Here is a 24,025-nt window from a genome sequence, read left to right as displayed (position 1 = left end):
CCATTTAAAAGTAAAAAACCTTGATCTACATCTAGGTTTTTGAAAAAGTTTTACATGTAAAGTGTTATTTCATTTTGAAATGAAATGGATCGCCTTTTCATTAAAAGGCTATAATAAAATATAAAAAAAGAGGATAGCAACGATGCAAGAGACGCAAAATGTTGTTTTATACACTGATGATTTGGGGCAAGTGAGTTTAGAAGTTAGCTTAGAGCATGAGACGGTTTGGCTGAGTCAAAAGCAACTATGTGAACTTTTTGACAGAGATAAATCGGTAATTTCTAGGCACATTAAGAACATCTACAAAGAAAATGAACTGGAAGAAATTTCAACTGTTGCAAAAAATGCAACAGTTCAATTTGAAGGCTTGAGAGAAGTTATAAGAGAGGTTGAATTTTATAATCTCGATATGATTATCTCTTTGGGCTATCGTGTCAACTCAAAACGAGCGACAGAGTTTAGAAAATGGGCGACAAATGTTTTAAAACAGTATCTTATCAAAGGCTACGCCCTCAACCAACAACGTCTTTCCAAGCAAGGGCTAAATGAACTTACTGCCACGATGGAGCTTGTACGAAAAAGCATCGAAACAAAAGAACTCAGCAGTAACGAAGCCAAAGGCTTGCTTGACATCATCAACAACTACGCTAAAACATGGGCGCTCCTTCAAGGCTACGACTCTGATAAGCTTGATGCTTTGCAGGGGACTTGTGAAGAACGGTTTGTTTTGAATTATGATGAGGCAAAACATGCTATTAGCGAGATTAAAAAAGATTTGATGTCAAAAGGCGATGCTACAGAGCTTTTCGGCAATGAAAAAGCAGGGGAATTTAAAGGAGCACTCCTGAATATCTATCAAACCTTTGGTGGGGTTGACTTGCTTCCAAGCATCGAAGAAAAAGCGGCAAATTTGCTCTATTATATTATCAAAGATCATGCCTTTAGCGATGGCAATAAACGTATTGGCTCATTTTTATTCATTCTCTTTTTACATAAAAATGGCATTGCTTATAAGTCAAATAGTGAGCCAAAAATCAACGATAACGCTTTGGTCTCTCTTGCCCTTTTAGTGGCGTCAAGTGAGCCAAGCCAAAAAGAGTTGATGGTCAAACTTATCGTCAATATTTTAAGCGAAACAGACTAAAATACGTTTACATGTAAAAATTTTAAAGGAAAAAATATGCAGTACAAACTTATCACAGGACCCGATGATTCAACCTTTTGCACGAGAATTACGGAGTTTTTAAATGATGGTTGGAAGCTACACGGAAACCCTGCTGTGACGTTTAATGGTCAAACTGTGATCGCGGCGCAAGCGATTGTGAAAGAAGATGAAAAAGACATCAAGGCGTGTGGGTTTACGAAATAAGAGCTTTACATGTAAAGCTCTTATTGGACTATTTCCTGCGTGCTTTTGACTTCAATACGGCTTTGTGTCGGTGTTAGATTTTCCCATAACCAATTGTGAAAGTTGATAATTTCTCTTGCTTTTAACATTGGACGATCCGCTGTTGTGTGTCCATCATTGATGACTGTAATCGCATAATCTCTGACCAATGCTCCATGAACGGTTGCATTGACACAAAAGTCAGTGGCACAACCGCAGATATAGAGTTGTTGAACACCTAGCTTTTTCAAAAGAGCTGCTAACTTAGTCTTATAAAAACAGTCATTGGCTTTTTTTTCAATGCAGTAGTCGTTTGCTTTTTGAGTCAAAGAAGGCAAAATGCGCCATTCATCGCTACCATAAACTAAAAAGTTTTCTTTTGTTCCATCGTGTTGCACAAAAATGACAGGTTGATTCTTTTGCCTAAAAAATGTTGAGAGCAAATTGATATTTTCGATGACTTTTTCTGCTTCAAAACGTGTGGTTTGAAACGAACCTACTTGCATATCGATGATGAGCAGCGCTTCCATTTAGTCTATACTCTCAAATAACTCAGGTCGATACTCAAAGTGCATCGTGTCGTAGTGGTACCATCTGCCTCCCCAAATGAAGCCGTGTTTTTCAAAAATATCGACGATCTCTTTGGGAAATTCATTGTGGAAATTGTGCGTTTTGTCCCACTGCCAGTAGCGTGAGTAGTGAGTGTCAAGGTCGATGGCGATGCCGTAGCTATGGGCACTTAAACGTTCTGTTTTGGCAATTTTGCGGTAGTAGTAGGTTCCATCGACTTTTTTGAGGTACTTCATATACTCTTCAGGCAAACGATCAAGCTCATCAGAGACTTTTTGCAGTTGTGCGCTTGCATTTTCATTTTTGTTAAATTTCAGTTTTACTCCGCCGTGGTTAGGAAGCCAGTTTACCGTCGTGAGGTTTTTTTCGATCTCGCTTTTACTAGAGCCGTAGAGTTTTTTCAAAAAGGCATCATTGCGAAAACGACCGGGGTCATCATTAAGAGTGGGGTCGCTAATCGGTGCAAAGGCGGGGTATTTTTGAGTGAACATATCTTCAATGTCGGTATTTTCAAGCTTCTGGTCAAACGTTTTGACTTTTTTATCATCATAAGGCAGTGAGCTTCCATCCATAAAAAAGACGGTATTGTCTTTGATGGTTTTCACACTTGGGTATTTGGAAACTAGGTTGTTGCTTTTAGAATTGGCAGGTTTGATCATGATGCCTTCAACGCGGTTAATCAGCAGTCCTTTTTCAGGTACATTCTCTTGATTTGCACCCACATAAAGGTCAGAAACGATGGCTTTACCGATGACATTGCGCCCCTCTTTCCCATCTTCCATGGTTCTTACTCCCCAAATGTTTTGCATTACAAGGGCTTTACCTTCAAATTCGCCTGCATAAAGCATAATGTGACCTTTGAGGTAGATCAGGCTTAAAAAGGCTATGCCATTTTTGAGAATCATTGCTTCTTTCTCCTTGGGTGTTAAATCTTTCAGTGAAACATACTCTCCAAAACTCTTTTGTGCGGCTGAATTTCTAGGAATCCAGATGCCAAAAGGCGAGAGAAAATCGCGCGTCATGGCTGAACAGTCGCGATTGGCAAGAAAGCCGCCCCATCCGTATTTTTCACCTAAAAGCGCGTCGCCGATTTGGCTGAGATTCTCTTTGTTAAAGCTTAGAGGCACGGTTTGCGCAAAACTTTTGGGGATGCGCAGTTCTAGCTTTTGCGCGTTAAATGCGGCGTCTCGTGTGTACATGTAAGCATAAAAAAAGTCATCATCTTCACTGCTGATAGGCAAGATGGCTCCCACTTTGGCATACGTAATGAAGCGTTGTTTTCCATTGTAAAGGGGCACATTGTCTTTCGTGATGGCGATTTTTACAGTACTCAGAAACTCTGTACGCGCTTTGGCATCGACAAGCACAAAGCTCTCTACAGGAAGCCATCCCGAGGCAAAAGAGCTTTCTATAAACGCCCAAGCACCATCTTTACTGTAATGCGAGATGATAATAGGCTCAGCCACATGAATGCGCGATGTTTGCAAGTAATCAAATGGATACCCTTCACCTGGCAAGGTTGTTTTCTTGAAAAAAGGCTTGTCGGTGGGGAGGTTGCGCATTTGCGCATTTTGAATCATAATTGCATGGGCATTGATGCTTGCATAAGATTCTATGTTTGTAGCGTTGATGATGGCATCGATCTCATCACCATCAATGAGTTGTAAGTTTTCACCGTAATAACGATTTTTCAGTCCATACGACCTGTTTGCCCAGAGCGCATCGTCTTTTTTCGAGCTAACATGGGTTCGAAACCATGGTGAATAGTAACGGTAGGTAAAATCGTCTTGTGCAACGCTCTGAGGCGTAATGTTTTGCGCTAAAAAGTTCACATTTTGAGGGTAAAGCAGCATCTCTTTTGAAGCGGTTTTCTCTGCAATGGCTGTTTGGGGTGTCAGCTCTTTTTGGGCGCAACCTGTAAGTATAAAAAGGCACCCTGTAAAAAGAAAAATATTTCGTATTGACATCGTTTAAACCCCTTCATTTTTCTAAGTGCTATAATACCAAAAACAACTTAGGAAGCCTCTTTGAACTTAGCACAAAAACTCATCGACATCTTAAAAAAGGACAATGTTCTGCTCACGGGTGGTGCGGGCGTTGGCAAGAGCTACCTGGTTGGTGAAGTTGTTACGGAGCTGCGAAAAGTCGGCAAGCAAATCGTCGTTTTAGGCAGTACAGGGGTCAGTGCAGTCAATGTCGGCGGTCAAACCTTGCACAGCTTTTTTGCCTTTGGCATTTGCAATCACCTCGATGAATTAAGTCGCCATGATCGTTACTCCAAAGCGAGGCTCGTTGAGATCAAAAAAGTGCTGACACGGTGCGATCTTTTGGTGATTGATGAGATTAGCATGGTTTCAGCCGATCTGCTTGATATGATTTATTATCGGTTGCGCAATGCGGGGTTTGAAGGAAGTGTGCTTTTTGTAGGCGATTTTTTCCAGCTTCCTCCTGTTTCAAAAGGCAAGGAAAATAGTCTGTTGGGCGGTTTTGAGTATGCGTTTGAGAGCAGTTCATGGAATGCCTTTAAGCCTGTGGTGGTGGAGCTTACCATCACCAAGCGGACGCACGATGATCTTTTCTTTGCACATCTTGGCAAGATACGTCGAGGAATCCTTGATAATGAGACACTCGAATACCTTGAAGCCCTGCGTATGAATGTAGGTGTGTGGGATGATGACCCAACGGTTTTGTTTGGCAGAAATAAAGAAGCCGAGATGCTCAACATCCAAAAATTAGCACAGATTGAGAGTGAGCCGATTGTCCTTAAAGCCAAAGAAAAAGTACACGAGCAGTCTTTACATGTAAACAAAATCGAAGGGTGGAAAAACGCTCTTCCCATTCCTGTGGACTTGACCTTAAAAGTGGGTGCAAAGGTGCTTTTTTGCACTAACAAATGGGGCAAATACTACAATGGTGAGCGAGGTATCATCAAAGCGATTGATGAAAATGAGGTCATCGTGGAAAAAGCGGGCGAGCTCGTGAAAGTGGAACGCCAAGAGTACACGTTGCATGAAAATGTCGTTATGGAAGGCGAAGTCAAAGAAAAACCACTCGTTTCCATTGAGCAATTTCCCCTCAAACTGGCGTATGCCATCACGATTCATAAGTCACAAGGGATGAGCATCGACTCTTTGGTCTGCAACATTAACAATATTTTTGAAAAAAGCCAGTTTTATGTGGCGATTTCCCGTGCGCGTTACCCTAAACAGCTTTTGCTTGACTACCATTATCAGCGTTTTTATGAACATTTGACGCGCTGCGTGCAAGTCTCACCCAAAGTAGGGGAGTTTTACCAAAAATCGGACATCTTAAAAATAGAAGAAGTTAAAAGCGATTCACTTTTTGGCGACTTTTGACGATTTACATGTAAACCACAAGGGGGCAACCTATGGAAGTTAATGTAAAATATGACAGTACTTCGAGTGCGACGTACAGCACGAAATCCACGATCAGTTTAAACGATGCGCAGGAAAATAAGCTGAGCGGTAAAGAGATCGTTAATGCGTATTTGGTGCAGTATCAAAAACAGATGATGGCACAATCAAGCACCACGTTTGGTGAGCAAGCCAATACGTTTAGTCTAGCAGATATTGGCTATACGGGGAAACCTATCGCTAATTTAACGCAAGATGAGGCATCGGCACTCGTCTCAGAAGATGGCTTTTTTGGCATTACCCAAACCAGTGAGCGTATCGCTGATTTTGTCGTCAATGGTGCAGGGGATGACCTTGAAAAACTCCAAGCCGGTCGCGAGGGAATGTTAAGAGGTTTTGCGGAAGCGGAGCAGATGTGGGGTGAAAAATTACCTGAAATTAGTTATACTACGATGCAAAAAGCACTTGAAAAAGTCGACGCACGTATTGCTGAACTTGGCGGGAGTGTACTCGACACATCCGTATAACAAAGGCTCCTATGAGACGCATTTTCATCGTATTTTTACTGTTACATGTAAGCCTTTTTGCGGAGACGTTGGTGCTGGAGAATTTCAAAACCAATGTCTTTGCAAAGTCCGACAAAAAGCCTGTTGAAGCGATGGTTGCTCTCATTTTTGAGGGCAAAGAGGTTAAACTGTATGAGTATAAAGTCGTGGATGCGCTCAACATTGTCATTGGCAGTTATTTTGCCGAAGATCTTGTAACCTCACGCGGTAAAGAGCTTTTCAAAGCAACCTTGATTGCGTATGCTAAAAAAACACACGGTTTAGTGATTGATGCCGTGTACATTAAAGAGCTCACTGTCAAAACCAATCCATCAACAAAAGAAATCGTTGATGCTATTAAAAAAGAGGGCGTTTTTCAACAACAGCAACAACAAAATAACGCTCCAAAACAACAACAACAATCTCAACAGCTCAACCTAGCACCTCCTCTTCCAAAACGTTCTTTGATTCCAGAAGAGAATGCGGTTAATTTTTAATGATGATGTTCACAGCTATGATCAGGATTGATCTTGGCTGTTTTGCCTGCTATAAAGTCGCGTAACGCATCTTCTACGGTATCATTTTTGTCATCAAAATAGACATCAATCCCTACATGTAAAAACTTTTTGAGTGGATCTGCTCCAATTCCTGATACAACCAGTGTATTTGCACCTAGCGCTTGAATATTGGAGACAGCATTGGCACAGCCTCCTGTGACATGTCCAGGGTTTTTATGGACACTCACTTCTTGAACAATACCATCAATCACATCAACTGCAGTATAAAAAGTCGCTTTACCAAAGTGTGCACCACGTTTTGCTCCTAGTCCATCTTCTTTCATGGTTGGAAATATTATAGTCATATCTTATCCTTTTAATAATATTTTATAATTTTATCTAAAGCAAGATTAAATAAGTCACAAGCAAACGTCACAGAATATGCTAAAATCAAAAAGTTAAAAAAAAGTATGATTAAAAGAGTAAAAATGAGAGATTTTGAAGCCGCAAAAGAGTTTTTTAAAGATACGGTTGATCCTTCGTTTTATTTTGATAGCATGAGTGCCGAAATTGCTCGCAATAAACTAAGCATTTCCATCGGCGATCCGCTTATTCCGCTTATTTTCATCATGGGTGATCCCGGTGTTGGCAAGAGCCACATCATGCGTGTCATGCACTACTCTGCGATGCGAAATGGTGCGAGTATTTTGATAGAACACCCTTTTTTTGACCCACGCGATCTTTTTAAAGAGCTCTATGAAGCCAGAGAAATGCCTTTTGATAAAAACAAAAGTCAAGGTGAGTTTTTGGATGAACTTTTTGAAGCGTACGTGGGCACATTTTGTACGATCTTCATCGATGAAGCGCAACTTCTCAATGATGAACAGTTTGAATTCCTGCGTATCCTGAGTGACACCAAACTCTTTCAATTTGTCCTTGCCATGCATAAAGATGAGGGGCGGGCTTTGCTTGCAAAAAAGCAGTTTAAAACCCGTACAAAACTGGTCATTGAGTATGGAAATTTGGAAGAAAATGAGATATTACGTTACATTCACACCCTGTTTATGGGGCATACGCACGGTGAAATCGCACTGATGTTTACTAAAAATGAAGCACGTGTGATTGCCCGATATGCCAAAGGCAACTTTAGAATGATAAAAAAGTTTTTGTATACGCTCATGAAACTGCTCGATTATGCGCAGAAAAAGGGGTTGTCGAAGTATCGTAAACTGAACAGTTGCCTTTTAACGATGGCAGCACTTGATATTGGACTGATCCATGACTAGTGTACGTTTTGAAGAGCTTGAAAAACGGTGTGCGAGGCTTAAAAAGATACGGATTTTACGTATTGTTTTTACAATAGCGTTCCTTTTTTTAGGGGGATTTGGCGGATATTATTGGATACACCATAGCAAAATTGTGCCCGTTGTTGTGCCCGTGCCACCTAAGGAGGAGCCTAAGGCGATGATCGTTATTCCAAGCCTTAGTGATCGCAATGAGAGCAATACGACGCTTTTAGAAACAATAACACCTGAAGTGTCACTTGATGAAACACTCTTTTTAGCACCGCATGTTTACAAAGAAGAGGTAAAACTACCTGTTGTTGAGACCGAAGAAGCCACACGCTCTTTACGTGAAGAACACCAGTTGCTCAAAGCGCATAATACCGTTCCAACGTTTGACAACGCCTATGCACTGGCACATTTTTACTTTGAGCGCAAAGCGTATGCAGAAGTAATCATGTGGGCAAAAGAGGCAAGCAAATATAATTCAAGCTCTGAAAAACCGTGGATACTCTACGCCAAAGCAAAGTTTTACCTAGGAGATAGAGCAGAGGCTATAAGGTCTTTGGAACTTTTTTTAAGCTATATTAATTCTAAAGAAGCACACGAACTACTAAATTTTTATAAAGGACAAGAATGAGAGTTGTTTTAGCATTATTGGGTCTTTTTTGCAGTTATCTGTACGCCTATTCTTACAACGATCTTTTGAAAGATTATGAGGCGAAAAATTTTGAAAAAGTGTGCAACGATGGTGCCGTTTTTCTGATTCGAAATGATAAAAATGAGCAAATATTAACGGCTATCGGCGATGCGTGCGCTAAAGTTGATTCGATCAACCCTTTAGGCAATGTTGCCAAAAATCTTATCAGTACCAAAGAGTACCGCGAAAGTGGCTCTTATTTTGCAACATTGGTGCTTCAAAAAAAGCTGATTTATCAATTTATGCACGACAATATCAATCTTAAAGAGCTCAAACTTCCTCGTACTGATCATGTCCTTTCCCGCGTCTTTGAGCAACTCTCCAAAGGCAACTATGAAATCGTTGAAAAACGCATTGAGATTAGCACTCCTGAGATGAATTATCTGCTCTGGCTCTCGGATGATGACCCTAAAAAAGTCTATGTCGATGAAAATAAAGATGGAAAGTTGGTTAAACGTCACTGGTATCTGTGAGGCTTTACTTTGTTTTAGGGTGTTTTGGACTAAAATCCCACCTCTAATTTTTTTACTCTAGGAACCCAATGCCTCTTAGCCGACTCAATACTGAGCAAAGAAGTGCAGCAACTGCACCCTCAGGACATAACCTTATCATCGCTAGTGCTGGAACGGGGAAAACCTCGACCATTGTGGCGAGAATTGCCCATCTTTTAAACCAAGGTATTCTGCCTTCGCGTATTTTACTACTGACCTTTACTAACAAAGCGGCGGCAGAAATGTTGGAGCGCGTGGGTGTTTTCTTTGGTAAAAATATCACCTCCCAAATTGAATCAGGTACCTTTCATGCAGTCAGTTACCGCCTTTTAAAAAAACTGGGTCGAAATATTGTTTTAAAACAGCCTAAAGATCTCAAAATTTTACTTAAAAGCATCCACGATAGACGCCGATTTGATCACATTGATTCCACAGCAAAAGCCTATGGTGCGGCGTATCTTTACGATATTTTCTCACTCTACCAAAACAGTACTGTAACGCAGAGTTTTTCCGAGTGGCTAGAGTCCAATGACAGCGAACATGGGCTCTTTTTTGATATTTACGAAGATATTTTTGAAGAGTTTCAAGCGCTCAAACGCGAATTTGGGTATGTGGATTTTAACGATCTTTTGATTTTGATGCGTGACACACTCAAGACCACTGATGTGTTGATCTTTGATGAAGTTTTGATCGATGAGTACCAAGATACCAATACCCTTCAAGGCTCACTCATTGATGCGTTTCGCTCCAAGTCGCTGTTTTGCGTGGGAGATTACGACCAGAGTATCTACGCGTTTAATGGTGCCAATATCGACATCATCGGTTCATTTGCAACACGTTATCCCAATGCCAGTGTCTTTACGCTCAATAAAAATTACCGCTCATCGCATAAAATTCTCTCTTTAGCCAACCGTGTCATTGAAAAAAATCCACGGTTGTATGAAAAAAGGCTTGAAGTAACACGCGATGGGGCATTTGAAGCACCAAAGTTGCTGATTTACGATGAGCTTTTTTCGCAGTATCAGTCCATATCGACACTCATTAAACACTCTACGCATGAGCCCTCAGATATTGCCGTTATTTTTCGCAATAACTCCACCGCTGATGGCATTGAAGCCACCCTTCGTGAACAGGGCATTGCCTGTAAGCGAAAAGGTGGCATTAGCTTTTTTGACTCGGCCGAAGTTAAAGCGATGCTCGATTTGGTGGGTGTGGTGGTGAATCCCAAAGATATGATGGCGTTTATTCATAGTTTTGAATACGCCAGAGGTGTGGGTAGCTCACTCTCCAAAGAGCTGTTCGATGGGCTTTTTAAACTGGGTGATGGCAACATTTACCAAGGATTTTTTCATCCACGAGCGGATGTTGAAGATATTTTCAAAAAGCGTGCTAAAAATCATCAACTAGGGCTTTTTGATGACATTATTGATCTTGGAAGTGTGAGCCGTTTTTACAGTTTAGGGTTTGAAGAACTTTTTCTCTCTAGTCCTATTTTAAAACACCCAAAATTGTCCATCGATGGTGCAAAATTTCTCCATCAATTTTACAAGTTTATGAAGCATGCTACGCGCATTAAAACGCCCCAAAGCCTTATCAATCATGTTTTAAGTTCGGAAGTTTTTAGTGCTATTGCTGAAATTTTAGCGGTGAAGCGTACCATTAAAAAAGATGGTACTGTCGATGAAAAATTAAAAACAGAAGCACGTGCGCGTATTTTTCGAAAAGGTCACTTACTGAAAGACTTGGCAAGTTCGTATGCTTCAAGTGAACGCTTCTTGAATGCTTTAACGCTTGGAAGCAATGAAATGAGCGAAGGCGAGGGTGTAAACCTGCTGAGCATTCATGCGAGCAAAGGGCTTGAGTTTAAAGAAGTTTATGTCATCGACCTCATGGATGGGCGCTTTCCAAACCGTAAACTCATGCAAAAAGGTGGAAGCTTAGAAGAAGAGCGACGCCTTTTTTACGTGGCAACCACACGTGCGAAAGATATGCTGATCCTCTCCTACGCCAAATATGACAAGATCAAAAAGATCAGCTACACCCATTCACCTTTTTTAGTTGAAGCGGGAATGGTACAATAGGCTTTTTCATAACCTATTGAAAAAAGAGTATCACTTATAGCACATCACTTTTTAAAACTCAAAATTGAGTCATAGCCAAAGCTATGGCGATATTTTTAGTTTTAAAAATTAACGCACTCTTAGCGAACTCTTTATCTTTTCATAGGTTATGAAAAAGCCTATAAATTTTAAAGTCTTGCTAACTTAAAAGGGATAGAATAACTCCTAAAAAGTGAGGAGTTTTTCATGTCTAAAATTTTACTGCTTATCGCCCTTTTTTCTACCTTCTTATTTGCTGAACTGCGACATGTGGATGTAAGCGAAGCGGTGGTTAACAGTGGCATCAAAATCATCGATATTCGAACCATGCCCGAATGGAAAGAGACAGGAATCGTCAAAAATGCCATTCCTTTAACCTTTTTTGATGAGCAAGGACGCTATGACGCGGAAGCTTTCATGAAAACATTGGATAAATATGTGAGCAAAGATCAAGAGTTTGCGCTTATTTGCCGTACGGGAAGTCGAACCTCTGCTGTTTCGGAGCTTCTTTCAAAGCAAGGCTACAAAGTGGTCAATCTCAAAGGCGGTATGAAATCGCTGATTCAAAAAGGCTACACACCGACGCCTTACAACCCCTAGGAGCCTGTGATGCACACAAATGAACTGATCCATGAGGATTCTCCCTATCTGTTGCAACATGCGCATAATCCCGTTAATTGGATGGCATGGAGCGATAAAGCGCTTGCCAAAGCCAAAGATGAAAACAAGCTGATCTTTCTCTCCATCGGCTACAGCACCTGTCATTGGTGTCATGTGATGGAGCGTGAGACGTTTGAAGATGACGTAAGCGCTAAGGTACTCAATGACGCGTATGTCAGCATCAAAGTCGATCGAGAAGAGATGCCAGATTTGGATAAATACTACCAAGATGTGCATTATCTGCTCACCAAACGCTCCGGTGGGTGGCCTCTGAGTATCATTATGACGCCACAGCAACAAGTTATTTTTGCAGGAACGTATCTACCACCAGTAAGTGCGCAGGGTCGCATGGGATTTAGGGAGCTGACGAGTTTCATTAAGGGCAAGTTTGACGATGCGTATGAAGAGGTGCAAAAGAGTGCGCAGAGTATTGAAGCTGCGATCAAACAGTATGAGCGAAGTTTTGAGCAAAAGCAGAGTATTCACACCGAAGCGGTGATTGAAGCTTTTGTGAGCAAGGTAAAAACGAGTTTTGATGATGTTTCCAAAGGCATTGGAAGTGCGCCTAAATTTCCCCATGCGTCCACATGGAACGCACTTTTGGATATTTACGCCCAAACTAAAAACCTTGAAGCGTTGTATATGAGCGAAGATGCGCTGTTTGCGATGGCACAAGGAGGCATAAACGACCAAATTGAGGGTGGCTTTTACCGTTACAGTGTCGATGAAGCTTGGGTGATTCCCCATTTTGAAAAAATGCTTTACACCAATGCTGAGCTGATCGAAGTCTATGCCAAATTGTATTCGCTTACGCAAAAACCGTTGTTTAATGAAGTGGTTGATAAAACCATTGAAGCGATGGATGAGCGTTTTTTAAAAGAGGGGTTGTACCTGAGTGCCAGTGATGCAGACAGTGAAGGAGAAGAGGGCAAATACTTTGTTTTTGGCTTTCTTCAAGCCAAAGAAGCGCTCTTAAAAGGTGGGCTAAGTGAAGTGGAAACGAAGGCTGTTATGGACTATTTTGGCATCACAAAATTTGGAAATTTCGAGCACCAAACCACCAATCCTGTTCTTACATGTAACGAAAAACCTGCTCGTTTGGATGAAGCCATCGCGATGTTAAAAGAGGTACGTCAACGGGTGGTGTATCCGTTTATTGACACAAAGATTTTAACTGCATGGAACGCTTTAATGGTGACTGCACTTTTTGAAGCGGGAAAAATTGAGAAAGCGAAAAGCGTGCTCGATTCTCTTCTAAATACTTTACATGTAAACGGCATTTTGTACCATCAAATCGTCTTAGGTGGCAGTTTGAAAGTGGAAGCGTTATTGGAAGATTATGCTTTTGTGATCGAAAGCTTATTGCGTGGCTACGCACATACGAAAGAGACAAACTACTTAGAGTTGGCAAAGAAACTCAGCCATGAGGCAGAGCATAAATTTTACAAAGAAGAGACATGGTATCTCTCCGATAAAGCCTTTCGTGCCAAAGCCGTTTTGGAAGATAACAGCTACAAAAGCCCGCTTTCAACTATGATTAAAAATCTTTTTGAATTAGCGAAGATCGAAAATGACACAGCGTTGTTTATCCGCGCGAAAGATATGTTGGAGAGTTTTGGCTCAGGTATTCAAAAGTACACTCATGCGTATCCCGAAGCGGTGAGGGCAATCACACTTTACATGTAAGGAAAAAATCCTTACATGTAAAAGATTTATTGCCTAGTTCCATTAAAGTAGCCTCGTATCATTCAAAATCCACTCGAAAAGAGCTTTTGGATAGTATTATACAAAGAGTTCAATGACATGTTGGAATTAGCCAAGACCATGAAAAGTGAGTCTGAGGGACAGTTAAGCAGTCGAACCCAAAAGCCCGAGTGGAAACAAGGTCGCATAAAGCAGACCGTATTGTACGAGTCAGAGTTTAGGTTCGACGATCATGTCGGTACGATGCCGACACTAACGAACTCTTCTTTATTTCAAGGAGGTTCTTGTGTATGAGTATATCGGAATTGATATTTCCAAGGCAAGTTTACAAATTCATCTAGGCACGTTTAATGAAGATATTGAAGCGGAAAATAGTCTCAAAGGGTTAAAACAACTGTACGCTAAAGTGAAAAAACGGTATGGTAAATCAGTAGAGGTTGTTTGGATTTACGAGCCTACAGGAAGTTATAGCACTTTAGTGAAACGCTTTTGTGCCCAACATGCCATATTGTGCTACATCATCAAACCTTCTCAAAGTGCTGCTTTTGCCAAAACGATTAAAAATCGCAATAAGAGTGATGTGGTAGATGCACGAATGCTCTATCAAATACATAAGATTGCACCAAGCGAAGAGATTGCTATTCCCCATTATGATGCCAAGCTAGAAACCCTACAAAATTATCTACGCTACTATAAAACAGTGATGAAAGAGCGTGTGGTAAAAACCAATCAACTCGAAGCAGCACTGAACAGAGAGGATGAGCTTTTTATCATTAGAAAGCTACGTGTTAAGATTAAAGCACTTAAAGCAGAAGAGAAGGAAATCATCACCACAATGCTTGAACTCATTAAAGCAAACAAAGCCTACGAGGAGCATTTTTCTGCGATAACTTCACTTAAAGGTATTGGCACTATTTCAGGCTTAGTGCTGTTTGATTTGTTTATGCGCTATGGTGATGCTTCATCAAAAGAGATTGTGGCATTTTGTGGGCTTGATCCTATTGAGGTTAGCTCAGGCAGTTCACTGAAACGAAAATCACGCATATCAAAACAAGGCTCACGCCTTGTTCGAAGTACCCTCTTTATGCCAACCCTCATCGCTATCAATCATAACCCTCATATGCAAATGTTCTATAATAGACTTAAAGAAAAAGGCAAACAAAGCACAGTGGCACAAATTGCTGTGATGCGTAAAATGGTAGTCATTGCATTTTCACTGTTTAAAAACAGAGAGATTTATGATACCAATAGATTTCTAAAGCTGGATGAAAAAAGGGTGGCTTGAAGTTAAAAATAGTTAAAAATTTAAGGGAGGTGAAAGGTGGAAACTGTCCCCTTTATTCTCTTTGTTATATCTTTTTGTCATTGATCAAATAAACTTAATGGCTTATTATAATGTAATCTTTTTTCTTTTATTTTATCAATCATCTTTTCCAAATTTTTTTGAGTTAAAATCGTAATATTTTTTTCTTCTAAAATTAACTGTCTATTTAAATCAAACATGGGGTTATCAATATCAGTATCTTGGTTATACATAACAGCGCGAGGAATATTATAATTTTTTGCATATTCCATTGCTAATCTTGCCCCACTATCAAGTTTTTGGTTATATATATTCCAACGAGTTGCTGAATCCTGTGCATAACTAGCAGCTAAAATTATCGTATCGCAAAATAAAGCCTGTAATCTATCTCTCTCTTTATAGCGACTACTTAATTCCATTTTTGATTTAAATTTTTCATAGTATTCGGTTATTAATAAACCACCTTCTTCTACAATCTCAAATGCTAAATCTCTATTTTTGGTAGGTAATATATCATTAAGTGGACTTGGCAAAATTGCAATCGTTTTACCTCCAATTATAGCTTGCTGATGAGCAATACTATCGCAGCCAAAAGCTAATCCGCTTACTATTGTTATATCTCGTTTGACAATTTCTTCAACAATTTTTCTTTCTCTTGTTTCGATTGTTTCATCTGGATTTAGCAAACCTATTACAGTGATATTATTGTTGTCAATATCTAATAAGTCAATATCTCCTTTGTAAAAAAGAAAAATAGGCTGTTCGCTTTCTTTAACATCACCTCTATATCGCGGGAAATTCTTATCACCAATTGCTATTAAACCATCACAACTGTCTTCAAAATTACTTAATTTTTCTTTTATATGATTTTTACTAAATTCAAAATCATCAATAGTAATTATTTCATTTTGTTTAGAATTATTATTTAGCAATGAAACAATTGTCTCTGTACTTTCATTCCCTCTTAAATTTTTTACAATCCAAGCAGTACCAATCCCTTTATAAGTTTTTACTGTTAATATGTTTATCGCATTTTCTGAATATGTCATACTGTTTTTCCCACTGCATAAAAAATAACGGAATTGGCACCATTGTCATAAAGTGACTGAATAGCATCTTCATCTATATTGACATTATTTGTGTAAATATCATCAATCAATAAAATATTTTTACCTTTTACATCATTTGAAATATTACATGTGTTTTTTGTGATTCCTGGATATGGCATATCACCATTTCCCGCATATTGGGCTGCTCTTGGTGAGTGAGCTAAATGGGTTGTTCTTGTATCAGTATGTCTAAATAAATAATCAGAGCCATCTTGAAAAGCTAATTCATGTATAAGATGTTGCACTACCTTCTTAAATAACAGCTGATTATGACTATAAGTATTTTCTGCTTTTGATCTTGGGACTATGCAAATAGTTAAGTTTCTAGGAAATAAAGTTAAATCAGTTTTTAATGCTATATATAGTGGGTTTATGGAATTGTCTAACTTTTCTTTTGAATCATTATTGAAAGTATTTTTTAAATCATTCAAATAATCAGGATTACCTTGATTTCTATATCTAGTATAGTCCGTGTGATAAAAACCTTGAATATTTTGTCTTAAATATTCATTTGCATAAATTGTAAATTTATTCATAAGTTTATTCTCCTTTTTATAGATTAACTATATTTTTAGCAGGAATACCTGCGAGTTGAGCTTGTTCTATCTCTAATTTATCATTTTCAAAAATAACCGCTAAATTTGGACTAATTTTCAAATAATCCATCGCATATTTAAATTTACTAATTTCTTGATTGTTATAATCTTCTTTAAAAAACTTATGTTTAAATATAGTTGACAAATTATGATATTCTAGAAGTAGATTTGCTTTCTGTTTATGGCTATTTGTAGCTAAAATAATCTGATGAGTTTTAGAATATTTATTTATAATTTCTAAAGTAGAAATAATGATTTTTGTCTTTTGTAAATATTTATTGTATACATTGTTTTTTATATCAATTATCTCTTCAGATTCGTGAAGCTTTAAATCTGGAATGATTGATTCTAGTTGTTCTCGTGTAAATCTTTCAGTGCTTTGATACAATGACGGTAAATTCAAATTTTTAACTTGTTGAATTGCTTCTTTATAAGCTAAAAAATTAGCCTCATCTGTATCAATTAAAGTTCCATCTAGGTCAAAAATCAAAAAAACTTTTTCATTTAATATTTCCACAATGTATTATTACCTTTGTGTATAACTATTTATTCAACGAACATTATATACAAAACAGTCTGATATGCCTAAATAAATGAACATAAAAAGCAAAATATAGCGAAAAAAACAAAAGATATAGGGGTCAGGGCTTTACTTTTAACTTTTTGTAATTTCTGTCTATATGTTACAAAGATTGGACGTCGTGTGTGATGTTTTATGAAAATGGAGGTTTAATGAAGCTTGGAAAGGTAAAGGCAGTTATCGTTTACATGTAAGGAAAAATCCTTTATAGGGGTCGGGGCTAAACTTTTAACTTTTACGCTATTTGAGTCATATGTGATGTTTTATGAAAATGAGGTTTAATGTAGTTTGGAAAGGTAAGTACAATTTTTTACATGTAAGGAAAAATCCTTACATGTAACGCTATTTTTTAAAGTGCTTTTGCAATAAAACGATTCAATCGTTTAGCAAAAGCGGCGGTATCTTCGATTTTCATTCCCTCTTGAAGCTTGGCTTGGTCAAGCAATAAAAATGCGATGTCATTAAGTTCTAAAAGATCCGCTTTAGCGCTGAGTTTTTTGAAAATCTCATGCTCAGGATTGATCTCTAAGATAGGTTTAACAGCAGGAAGATTATCCTGTCCCATCTGTTTGAGCATCTGTTGCATTTGGAAATCTGGGTCGTTTTTATCGTACACGAGGCATGATGGCGAGTCACTCAAACGACTCGAAATTTTGACATCTTTGGCATCGTCTTTGAGGATCTCTTTCATTTTGACCAAAATTTCTTTGTAGGTTTTTTCATCCTCTTCTACTTTGGCTTTGTCCTCTTTGATCTCTTCGTCAATGTCTGAGTTATTGACTGGCTTAATAGGTGTTTTATCGTACTCGCCGACCATAGGGAAGACGATGGCATCGACTTCTTCATCAAGCAATAAGACTTCGATATCTTTAGCTTTAAACTGCTCAATGAGTGGAGAGTTGCGTAGTAATTTCTCATTTTCACCCGTAATGTAGTAGATGCTTTTTTGATCTTCTTTCATCGCCTCTTTGTACTCTTTAAGGCTTACAAATCCATCGCGTTTGGACGATTTGAACAGTACAAGTTCCAAAAGCGCTTCTTTGTTGTCCCAGTCGTTGTAAAGTCCCTCTTTAACGACACGACCGAAGTTTTTGTAGAACTCAAGGTATTTTTCACTCTCTTTTTCTTTAAGTGATTTGAGTTCACTCAAGATTTTTTTAACCGAAGCTTTTTTGATCGTCTCTAATACTTTGTTTTGCTGTAAAATCTCACGGCTGACGTTAAGTGGTAGGTCTTCTGCATCGATAATACCTTTGACAAAACGAAGGTAGGTAGGAAGTAATTCTTTCTCATCATCGGTAATGAAAACGCGTTTAACATAGAGTTTAACACCTGGTTTATAGTCCATTCTAAACAGATCCATTGGAGGTGTGGAAGGGATGTAGAAGAGGGTGGTGTACTCGTATTTTCCCTCAGCCTTCGTGTGGCTCCAAAGGAGTGGATCGGTGCTATCATGAGAGATTTGTTGGTAAAAATCTTTGTACTCTTCAGGTTTGATTTGACTTTTGGCAACTGTCCAAAGCGCACTGGCTTTGTTGATCTGCTCGTTTTTCATCTCAGTGCTTTTTTCTTTGCCTTCATCGTCATACTCTTTGACCTCTTTGTCCATAAAAATAGGGAATTGGATGTGGTTTGAGTATTTTTTAATGACGTTTTGAATGCGGTAAAATTCTAAAAATTCATCTTCATCGTCTTTGAGATAAAGCGTAATGGATGTTCCGTGGCTCTCTTTGGAAACTTCGGCGATCTCATACTCAGCACCTGCAGTTGAGCTCCACATGTACGCTTTTTCTTCACCTGCTTTACGGCTAATGACTTCGATTTTATTCGCGACCATAAAGGCTGAGTAAAAACCGACACCAAATTGACCAATCAGGCTAGAGTCTTTCTTTTTGTCACCACTGAGGTTTTGCAAGAATGATTTGGTACCACTTTTAGCGATGGTTCCTAGATTTTCGATTAACTCTTCTTCATTCATACCAATACCGCTGTCGCTAATGCTCAGTGTTTTGAGCTCTTTGTTGATAGCAATGTCAATACGTGGCACATAGGAGAGCGCTTTGTACGTTTCATCCGTGAGGGTAAGGTAGTTGAGTTTATCGAGTGCATCGGAAGCATTGGAGACAAGTTCACGTAAAAAGATCTCTTTGTTGGAGTAGAGCGAGTGAATCATCAGGTCTAAAAGCTGAGTGACTTCGGTTTGAAATTGATGTTTTGACATAATCTATCCTTTAATATGTGTAGTTTGAATGTGTCAAAAAGCTTTACATGTAAAGAAAGTTTTTTGACACATTCAAAAAATTCGCGTTATTTTAGCAAAATCAGAAGCATTTGAAAGCCACTTTTGTGACTTTCAAAACAGTTTTTTAGTGGACAGCCAACGCAAGTGCTAATTTTTCGCTCATTGCTGCGTGCATTTTTTCAAACCACTGTTCATCCTCTTTAGGATTGATGGGATCAAGGTAAATAACCTGAACTTCTCCGCCATGCGCATCAATGTTTTTAGAATCAAAAATATGACGCGCACCTACGATAATAGCAGGTTGGACGATAAGCTCTAACTTCTCAGCCAAAATTTTAGCACCACTTTGGAATTTGAGAAGCTTATCACCGCGTCCGCGTGTGCCCTCAGGAAACATGGCAAGCACGCGACCTTCACTGACACGCTCTTTGCCTTCTTTGATCATCTTAATGATCGAGCGTTTATCTTTACGATCAATTGAGATCATACGAGGAGCGGGGATAATATGCCCAAAAAGTGGAATATCTTGAATCTCTTTTTTAGCAACCCAGCAGAGATTTTTAGGATAAATGGTCTCAAGGGCGACAATATCCACAAGGCTTTGATGGTTCAGGACTAAAAGCGTCGTGGTTGGACTTGCCTCGCCCACTTGTTTGATGCGAAAGCCCATTAAAAAGGTTTGCAAGTGTCCCCACGTACGTCTAATCGGATGCGTGTGGTTGCGAAAAGCGTACATCAAAACAATGATGATCAGTACGGTGATGACAAACTCTACCATCACGTAAAACCCTCTAATTTTTGATAATATTTTCACGGTCTGTCCATCCAATTTTTCCATCAGGAAGCAAGATTTTAATGTAATTTTCACGATCACCTAATTTTTCAATATCTAAGATTTTATCACTCGTAAAAAAGACCGTTGAGCGCTCCATTGGGAGGATCATAATGCTACTATTGCTTTTAAGTTTAGCGTTATTGAGCGGGTTTTGATCCAAGAAAAAGAGGGCTAAAAAGATCAATGAGAGCAGAAGATAGTACCATCTTCGGCGTTTAATAAGAATAATAAAAAAGATAAAAGAGAGTACACCATAGCCAATTGTTTTGTAAAACTCAAAGATGCTCTCTTTTGGGTTAAGCCCTAATTGAGTGCTTACCTCATCGTTTTCAATCGTCATAGGAAGCGTGATTTTATTGAATTTATTGCTTGTGAGATCAAAATAGGTAAAGTCAAAACTTTTTTGATAGTTCGGCACAATGGCATAATAGTAAATCTTTTGGCTCGTACCTGTATCGGAGAAAGAGTCTATACCGCTTTTTGCAATGCCACTTAAGGCAAAGTCTTTTAAATTTGCACCGGTCGTTTCAATCTCTAAGACGACAATCACATTTTTTGCATCAAACGTGGTTGTTTTGTATTTATTAATGGTAAGGCTCTGCGCGATGACATTGCTAAAGAGAGGATCGGTTTTGAGTTGAATCAATTGAGGAGTATTGAAGGCAATTACCTCACTCTCCAATGCCTCTTGACGCTGAATCAATGAAACGCTCAGTCGCGGCATAACCGCTGTTTTGGAGCTTATCTTAAAATAAAAGGTATTGGAGTAGGTATTGTCACGTGAGCGTTCCCACGTATTTTGGGGATTAATCACTTCGACACCGGTGGCACCTGAAAATGTATTTCCAAGACCATCAATGGTATCGTTTGCAACAATAGCTTTGAGCTTTACAGGAAAAATTTGTCCCACATAGACTTTGGAAGGAGATTCTTCAACAGAGATAAACAGCGATTTTGAGTTTCCTGAAAAAGCACTCTCTTCAGCAGCAAAAGCAGAAGTAAAGAAGGCTAAAAAGAGTGCAAGGAGTGTGAAAAATTGCTTCATCACGTTAGTTTAAAAAGCCCTCAAGCATTTTCACACCATCGGATGAGCCCAAAATCTTTTCAATAGCGCGCTCAGGATGCGGCATAAGTCCAAAGACATTTTTTGCTTTATTGCAAATACCAGCGATCGAATCTACTGAGCCATTAGGGTTTTGAATATCGCCTTTTTCGTTGGTGTAGGTAAGGAGTACCTGATGGTTGGCATACAGCTCTTTAAGACCCGCCTCATCAATGTAAAAACTTCCCTCACCATGCGCGATAGGCACATTTAAAAGTTCACCCATAGAGCATTTTTGTAAAAAAGTATTGTCATTGGCAATCACTTTAAGATGGTGAAACTGAGAGATAAAATGAACATTCTCATTACGTTTCATCGCACCAGGAAGGAGTCTTGCTTCAACCAGCATTTGAAAACCATTGCAGATACCAAGCACTTTTCCACCTTGATTGGCAAAGTCAATGACCGCTTTCATAATCGGTGAAAATTTAGCAATAGCCGCACTTCGTAAATAATCGCCATAGCTAAAACCACCTGGAAGCACAACTAAATCGGTTCCCTCTGGTAGTTTTTCTTCTTTATGAAAGACAAGGACAACCTCTTGTCCCAGTTTTTCAAAAGCGTATTTGGTGTCGATTTCACAGTTGGTGCCTGGAAATACAGCAACGGCTACTAGCATGCTGGAAACTCAATGGTGTAATCTTCAATAACGGTATTGGCCAAAAGCTCATCGCACATGATGGTCACTCTCTCGTGTGCTTTTGCTTTATCGCTCTCAGCGATATCAAGGATGATTTGCTTCCCAATACGCACATCACCCACTTCGTCAAATTTTAAAGAAGAGAGTGCATGATGAACGGCTTTTCCTTGTGGATCTAAAACGCCATTTTTGAGTTGAATGTTGACAATAACTTTCATTGTTTATCTTTTCCTTTGATTTTAGTGAGATAGAATACGTTTTAGGACTTCTTCATAAGCAACTTTGACATCGCCTAAGCCTTGACGGAAACGATCTTTATCCAATTTTTCATTGGTATCCATATCCCAAAAACGGCAACTATCAGGACTGATCTCATCCGAAAGAAGGATGTTACCCTCTTTATCCACACCAAACTCAACTTTAAAATCAACGAGTTTAAGCTTGCGTTCTGCAAAAAAGCTTTTCATGATAACGTTAATCTCACGACCAAGGCGTTTAAGCTCTTCAAGGTCAGACTCACTCTTCACAAGATTCAACAACAAGCAGTGTTCATCATTAATGATAGGATCGCCAAGTGCATCATCTTTATAGTAAAACTCTACCAAAGTGAAAGGAAGTACCGTACCATCTTTAATACCAAGACGTTTAGCTAAAGAGCCGGTTGCAATATTGCGAACAACCACTTCAATAGGAATAATTTTTACTTTTTTAATCAGTTGCTCTGTATCGTTAAGCGTTTTGACCAAGTGTGTTTGAATGCCATGTTTTTCAAGAAGGTGAAACAATTGGGTACTAATTTTACAATTAAGTGCGCCTTTGCCTGCTTCATTGCCTCTTTTTTCTGCATTAAATGCTGTCAAATCATCTTTAAACACTGAAACTAAAAGATTTTCATCGTCTGTCAAAAACAGTTTTTTACCTTTACCTTCGTATAACAATTCACCTTTATTCACTTGATTCTCCTCTTATTTTTTTATAGCAAGTATTTTGATCGCATCAACAGCACTTTTAAGTTGTAAATCTTTGAACAAATTCTCTTGACTTACAATCTCTTTATCGGCTTTCATTGCTTCTTTGGTTTTTGCTTTTGGTTTTGTCTCTTTTACTTCTGTTTTGTTTTCATCTACTTTTTTCAGTTCACCCTCTAAATGTTTTTTCAGATCTTTCTCTTTAAGGGTTTGCTCATTGGCTTTTGTCGGTACATCACCTGGATAAACAGTAATATCAGGTGTAACACCTTCTGCTTGAATGGTGCGACCACTTGGAAGGTAATAACGTGCGATGGTCAGACGAATCGCTTCATTGTCCACAACAGGAAGAACCGCTTGAACGCTTCCTTTACCAAAGGTTTTTTCACCAATAATAATGGCACGTTTATGATCTTGCAATGCGCCACTGACGATTTCACTCGCACTCGCACTGCCACCATTGACTAAAACAACCAGAGGTAGTTTGGTATTGGTCCCTGATTTGGTTGCTTTGTATTCCGCATTTTCAGACTCAACACGTCCTTTTTGGGAGACGATGATGCCCTCATCCACAAAGATGTCGACTAAGCCTACAGCTTGGTTTAAAAGTCCACCAGGATTGTTTCTAAGATCTAAAACAATACCTTTGACGTTTTTATGTTTATTGATGGCTTCTTGAACATCGCCAACAATGTTTTTATCGAAATTGACAACACGCACATAGAGGATGTTTTCATTTTCAATAATCTTGGAATAAACCGATTCGATTTTGATAATATCGCGAACAATCGAGATCGTAAGAGGTTTATTTTCTCCCTCACGCACCAATGTGAGTTCAATGCTCGTATTGGGTTTTCCACGCATAATGTTGACCGCTTCATCGATGGTCATATTGAGCGTTGATTGTTTGTTGATTTTAAGGATGATGTCGCCTGCTTTTACACCTGCTTTATCGGCAGGTGTCCCTTCCATCGGGGCAATAACCGTCAGTGCGCCATCTCTTTGACCTACGGTAATACCAAGACCACCAAATTCGCCATCGGTTTGAATCTTGAGATCTTTAAAGTGTTTTTCATCGAGGTACGAAGAGTGTGCATCGAGGTTGGTTAAAAGTCCTTCAATTGACTTTTTAACGATGTCATCAATTTTGATGTCATCAACATAATATTTTTCAATCGTTGCTAAAACGCGCGTAAATTTTGCCAAAGAGGCCAGACGGCTCTTTTCGCCTTCAGCATTATCAGCCGCAAAAAGGGTTGAAGAAAAAAAGGTTGTAATCCCCACAAACGTGGCAATAAAGCCAACGGTAGCAAATGGTAAGTGTTTCATAGCGTGTGTAT

Annotated in this window: 25 protein-coding genes; 12 read left to right on the top strand and 13 right to left on the bottom strand. The window is 39.1% G+C overall.

Annotated elements, in window-relative coordinates; genetic code table 11:
* Window positions 1-142 precede the first annotated feature (142 nt).
* Both rhuM and SMUL_RS10110 read left to right on the top strand, forming a co-directional pair.
* Window positions 143-1,144, top strand: a complete 1,002-nt coding sequence (gene rhuM, locus SMUL_RS10115; protein WP_025345137.1) for a virulence protein RhuM/Fic/DOC family protein — start codon at window positions 143-145, stop codon at window positions 1,142-1,144.
* Between the two features lie 36 nt (window positions 1,145-1,180).
* A complete protein-coding gene (locus tag SMUL_RS10110) occupies window positions 1,181-1,369 on the top strand; it encodes a DUF1737 domain-containing protein (RefSeq protein ID WP_025345136.1) in 189 nt (62 codons plus the stop codon).
* 20 nt (window positions 1,370-1,389) lie between these two features.
* Here SMUL_RS10110 and SMUL_RS10105 read toward each other — a convergent pair whose 3' ends face one another.
* Together SMUL_RS10105 and SMUL_RS10100 are read right to left on the bottom strand one after the other, a co-directional pair.
* Window positions 1,390-1,917, bottom strand: a complete 528-nt coding sequence (locus SMUL_RS10105; RefSeq protein ID WP_025345135.1) for a cysteine hydrolase family protein — start codon at window positions 1,915-1,917, stop codon at window positions 1,390-1,392.
* Window positions 1,918-3,924: an SH3 domain-containing protein gene (locus tag SMUL_RS10100; RefSeq protein ID WP_025345134.1), complete on the bottom strand. Its 2,007-nt coding sequence runs from the start codon at window positions 3,922-3,924 to the stop codon at window positions 1,918-1,920.
* 60 nt (window positions 3,925-3,984) lie between these two features.
* Here SMUL_RS10100 and SMUL_RS10095 point away from each other — a divergent pair, with 60 nt between their 5' ends.
* From SMUL_RS10095 to SMUL_RS10085, 3 genes are read left to right on the top strand one after another with little or no spacing between them, the layout of a single operon-like run.
* Window positions 3,985-5,313, top strand: coding sequence for an ATP-dependent DNA helicase (locus tag SMUL_RS10095; protein ID WP_025345133.1), 1,329 nt, complete (start codon window positions 3,985-3,987; stop codon window positions 5,311-5,313).
* Window positions 5,314-5,345: 32 nt separating this feature from the next.
* On the top strand, window positions 5,346-5,858 hold the full coding sequence (locus SMUL_RS10090) for a hypothetical protein (RefSeq protein ID WP_025345132.1): 513 nt from the start codon (window positions 5,346-5,348) through the stop codon (window positions 5,856-5,858).
* An 11-nt stretch (window positions 5,859-5,869) separates the two neighbouring features.
* The gene (locus SMUL_RS10085) at window positions 5,870-6,373 is read left to right on the top strand and encodes a hypothetical protein (protein ID WP_025345131.1); all 504 of its coding nucleotides are present in this window, start codon (window positions 5,870-5,872) and stop codon (window positions 6,371-6,373) included.
* Here the strand turns inward: SMUL_RS10085 and SMUL_RS10080 are convergent.
* Window positions 6,370-6,738 (bottom strand): NifB/NifX family molybdenum-iron cluster-binding protein, encoded by a 369-nt coding sequence (locus SMUL_RS10080; protein ID WP_025345130.1) that lies wholly within the window; start codon window positions 6,736-6,738, stop codon window positions 6,370-6,372. The genes SMUL_RS10085 and SMUL_RS10080 overlap by 4 nt on opposite strands.
* Before the next feature lie 123 nt (window positions 6,739-6,861).
* Between SMUL_RS10080 and SMUL_RS10075 the strand changes: the two genes are divergently transcribed.
* The 7 genes from SMUL_RS10075 to SMUL_RS10040 all read left to right on the top strand — a co-directional run bounded on the left by SMUL_RS10075 (window position 6,862) and on the right by SMUL_RS10040 (window position 14,595).
* Complete coding sequence (locus SMUL_RS10075) at window positions 6,862-7,659, top strand: ATP-binding protein (RefSeq protein WP_025345129.1); 798 nt, start codon at window positions 6,862-6,864, stop codon at window positions 7,657-7,659.
* The gene (locus SMUL_RS10070; protein WP_025345128.1) at window positions 7,652-8,296 is read left to right on the top strand and encodes a CDC27 family protein; all 645 of its coding nucleotides are present in this window, start codon (window positions 7,652-7,654) and stop codon (window positions 8,294-8,296) included. The genes SMUL_RS10075 and SMUL_RS10070 overlap by 8 nt, the downstream gene beginning before the upstream one ends.
* Window positions 8,293-8,829, top strand: coding sequence for a hypothetical protein (locus tag SMUL_RS10065; RefSeq protein ID WP_025345127.1), 537 nt, complete (start codon window positions 8,293-8,295; stop codon window positions 8,827-8,829). Before SMUL_RS10070 ends, SMUL_RS10065 begins: the two co-directional genes overlap by 4 nt.
* 68 nt (window positions 8,830-8,897) lie before the next feature.
* Window positions 8,898-10,928, top strand: a complete 2,031-nt coding sequence (locus tag SMUL_RS10060; RefSeq protein WP_025345126.1) for an ATP-dependent helicase — start codon at window positions 8,898-8,900, stop codon at window positions 10,926-10,928.
* Between the two features lie 225 nt (window positions 10,929-11,153).
* On the top strand, window positions 11,154-11,546 hold the full coding sequence (locus SMUL_RS10055; RefSeq protein ID WP_025345125.1) for a rhodanese-like domain-containing protein: 393 nt from the start codon (window positions 11,154-11,156) through the stop codon (window positions 11,544-11,546).
* Window positions 11,547-11,555: 9 nt separating this feature from the next.
* Window positions 11,556-13,292, top strand: coding sequence for a thioredoxin domain-containing protein (locus SMUL_RS10050; protein WP_025345124.1), 1,737 nt, complete (start codon window positions 11,556-11,558; stop codon window positions 13,290-13,292).
* Between the two features lie 304 nt (window positions 13,293-13,596).
* Window positions 13,597-14,595 (top strand): IS110 family RNA-guided transposase, encoded by a 999-nt coding sequence (locus tag SMUL_RS10040; RefSeq protein ID WP_025345122.1) that lies wholly within the window; start codon window positions 13,597-13,599, stop codon window positions 14,593-14,595.
* A gap of 77 nt (window positions 14,596-14,672) precedes the next feature.
* On the opposite strand, the gene SMUL_RS10035 is transcribed toward SMUL_RS10040, so the two are convergent.
* The 10 genes from SMUL_RS10035 to SMUL_RS09990 all read right to left on the bottom strand — a co-directional run bounded on the left by SMUL_RS10035 (window position 14,673) and on the right by SMUL_RS09990 (window position 24,014).
* Complete coding sequence (locus tag SMUL_RS10035) at window positions 14,673-15,662, bottom strand: DNA-processing protein DprA (RefSeq protein WP_025345121.1); 990 nt, start codon at window positions 15,660-15,662, stop codon at window positions 14,673-14,675.
* Window positions 15,659-16,258 (bottom strand): hypothetical protein, encoded by a 600-nt coding sequence (locus SMUL_RS10030; protein WP_025345120.1) that lies wholly within the window; start codon window positions 16,256-16,258, stop codon window positions 15,659-15,661. Before SMUL_RS10030 ends, SMUL_RS10035 begins: the two co-directional genes overlap by 4 nt.
* 16 nt (window positions 16,259-16,274) lie before the next feature.
* The gene (locus SMUL_RS10025; RefSeq protein WP_025345119.1) at window positions 16,275-16,835 is read right to left on the bottom strand and encodes an HAD hydrolase-like protein; all 561 of its coding nucleotides are present in this window, start codon (window positions 16,833-16,835) and stop codon (window positions 16,275-16,277) included.
* Between the two features lie 412 nt (window positions 16,836-17,247).
* Window positions 17,248-19,119 carry a molecular chaperone HtpG gene (gene htpG / locus SMUL_RS10020; protein WP_025345118.1) on the bottom strand — a complete coding sequence of 624 codons (1,872 nt, stop codon included), beginning with the start codon at window positions 19,117-19,119 and terminating at the stop codon, window positions 17,248-17,250.
* 145 nt (window positions 19,120-19,264) lie between these two features.
* Complete coding sequence (locus SMUL_RS10015; protein WP_223809818.1) at window positions 19,265-19,918, bottom strand: lysophospholipid acyltransferase family protein; 654 nt, start codon at window positions 19,916-19,918, stop codon at window positions 19,265-19,267.
* A 13-nt stretch (window positions 19,919-19,931) separates the two neighbouring features.
* Entirely contained in the window at window positions 19,932-21,020 is a 1,089-nt protein-coding gene (locus tag SMUL_RS10010) for a hypothetical protein (protein WP_025345116.1), read from the bottom strand.
* Between the two features lie 4 nt (window positions 21,021-21,024).
* The gene (gene purQ / locus SMUL_RS10005; RefSeq protein WP_025345115.1) at window positions 21,025-21,696 is read right to left on the bottom strand and encodes a phosphoribosylformylglycinamidine synthase subunit PurQ; all 672 of its coding nucleotides are present in this window, start codon (window positions 21,694-21,696) and stop codon (window positions 21,025-21,027) included.
* Complete coding sequence (gene purS, locus SMUL_RS10000; RefSeq protein ID WP_025345114.1) at window positions 21,690-21,935, bottom strand: phosphoribosylformylglycinamidine synthase subunit PurS; 246 nt, start codon at window positions 21,933-21,935, stop codon at window positions 21,690-21,692. The genes purQ and purS overlap by 7 nt, the downstream gene beginning before the upstream one ends.
* Before the next feature lie 21 nt (window positions 21,936-21,956).
* Window positions 21,957-22,670 (bottom strand): phosphoribosylaminoimidazolesuccinocarboxamide synthase, encoded by a 714-nt coding sequence (gene purC, locus SMUL_RS09995; protein WP_025345113.1) that lies wholly within the window; start codon window positions 22,668-22,670, stop codon window positions 21,957-21,959.
* Window positions 22,671-22,682: 12 nt separating this feature from the next.
* Window positions 22,683-24,014: a S41 family peptidase gene (locus SMUL_RS09990; RefSeq protein WP_025345112.1), complete on the bottom strand. Its 1,332-nt coding sequence runs from the start codon at window positions 24,012-24,014 to the stop codon at window positions 22,683-22,685.
* Window positions 24,015-24,025: the final 11 nt, after the last annotated feature.

Origin of the sequence: Sulfurospirillum multivorans DSM 12446 (genome assembly GCF_000568815.1) — a bacterium.
In the GTDB taxonomy this organism is placed as follows: domain Bacteria; phylum Campylobacterota; class Campylobacteria; order Campylobacterales; family Sulfurospirillaceae; genus Sulfurospirillum; species Sulfurospirillum multivorans.
Note: the sequence above shows the minus strand (reverse complement) of the source record. Positions and strands in the feature narration are given on the sequence as shown.

Excerpts from the sequence above, each read along its gene's own strand:
- purQ (WP_025345115.1), bottom strand. The coding sequence starts at position 21,696 with ATGCTAGTAGCCGTTGCTGTATTTCCAGGCACCAACTGTGAAATCGAC.
- SMUL_RS10010 (WP_025345116.1), bottom strand. The coding sequence starts at position 21,020 with ATGAAGCAATTTTTCACACTCCTTGCACTCTTTTTAGCCTTCTTTACT.
- rhuM (WP_025345137.1), top strand. The coding sequence starts at position 143 with ATGCAAGAGACGCAAAATGTTGTTTTATACACTGATGATTTGGGGCAA.
- SMUL_RS10090 (WP_025345132.1), top strand. The coding sequence starts at position 5,346 with ATGGAAGTTAATGTAAAATATGACAGTACTTCGAGTGCGACGTACAGC.
- SMUL_RS10050 (WP_025345124.1), top strand. The coding sequence starts at position 11,556 with ATGCACACAAATGAACTGATCCATGAGGATTCTCCCTATCTGTTGCAA.
- SMUL_RS10070 (WP_025345128.1), top strand. The coding sequence starts at position 7,652 with ATGACTAGTGTACGTTTTGAAGAGCTTGAAAAACGGTGTGCGAGGCTT.
- SMUL_RS10035 (WP_025345121.1), bottom strand. The coding sequence starts at position 15,662 with ATGACATATTCAGAAAATGCGATAAACATATTAACAGTAAAAACTTAT.
- SMUL_RS10055 (WP_025345125.1), top strand. The coding sequence starts at position 11,154 with ATGTCTAAAATTTTACTGCTTATCGCCCTTTTTTCTACCTTCTTATTT.
- SMUL_RS10030 (WP_025345120.1), bottom strand. The coding sequence starts at position 16,258 with ATGAATAAATTTACAATTTATGCAAATGAATATTTAAGACAAAATATT.
- SMUL_RS10075 (WP_025345129.1), top strand. The coding sequence starts at position 6,862 with ATGAGAGATTTTGAAGCCGCAAAAGAGTTTTTTAAAGATACGGTTGAT.
- purS (WP_025345114.1), bottom strand. The coding sequence starts at position 21,935 with ATGAAAGTTATTGTCAACATTCAACTCAAAAATGGCGTTTTAGATCCA.
- SMUL_RS10060 (WP_025345126.1), top strand. The coding sequence starts at position 8,898 with ATGCCTCTTAGCCGACTCAATACTGAGCAAAGAAGTGCAGCAACTGCA.
- SMUL_RS10015 (WP_223809818.1), bottom strand. The coding sequence starts at position 19,918 with ATGGTAGAGTTTGTCATCACCGTACTGATCATCATTGTTTTGATGTAC.
- SMUL_RS10085 (WP_025345131.1), top strand. The coding sequence starts at position 5,870 with ATGAGACGCATTTTCATCGTATTTTTACTGTTACATGTAAGCCTTTTT.
- htpG (WP_025345118.1), bottom strand. The coding sequence starts at position 19,119 with ATGTCAAAACATCAATTTCAAACCGAAGTCACTCAGCTTTTAGACCTG.
- SMUL_RS10080 (WP_025345130.1), bottom strand. The coding sequence starts at position 6,738 with ATGACTATAATATTTCCAACCATGAAAGAAGATGGACTAGGAGCAAAA.
- SMUL_RS10100 (WP_025345134.1), bottom strand. The coding sequence starts at position 3,924 with ATGTCAATACGAAATATTTTTCTTTTTACAGGGTGCCTTTTTATACTT.
- SMUL_RS10110 (WP_025345136.1), top strand. The coding sequence starts at position 1,181 with ATGCAGTACAAACTTATCACAGGACCCGATGATTCAACCTTTTGCACG.
- SMUL_RS10065 (WP_025345127.1), top strand. The coding sequence starts at position 8,293 with ATGAGAGTTGTTTTAGCATTATTGGGTCTTTTTTGCAGTTATCTGTAC.
- SMUL_RS09990 (WP_025345112.1), bottom strand. The coding sequence starts at position 24,014 with ATGAAACACTTACCATTTGCTACCGTTGGCTTTATTGCCACGTTTGTG.
- SMUL_RS10105 (WP_025345135.1), bottom strand. The coding sequence starts at position 1,917 with ATGGAAGCGCTGCTCATCATCGATATGCAAGTAGGTTCGTTTCAAACC.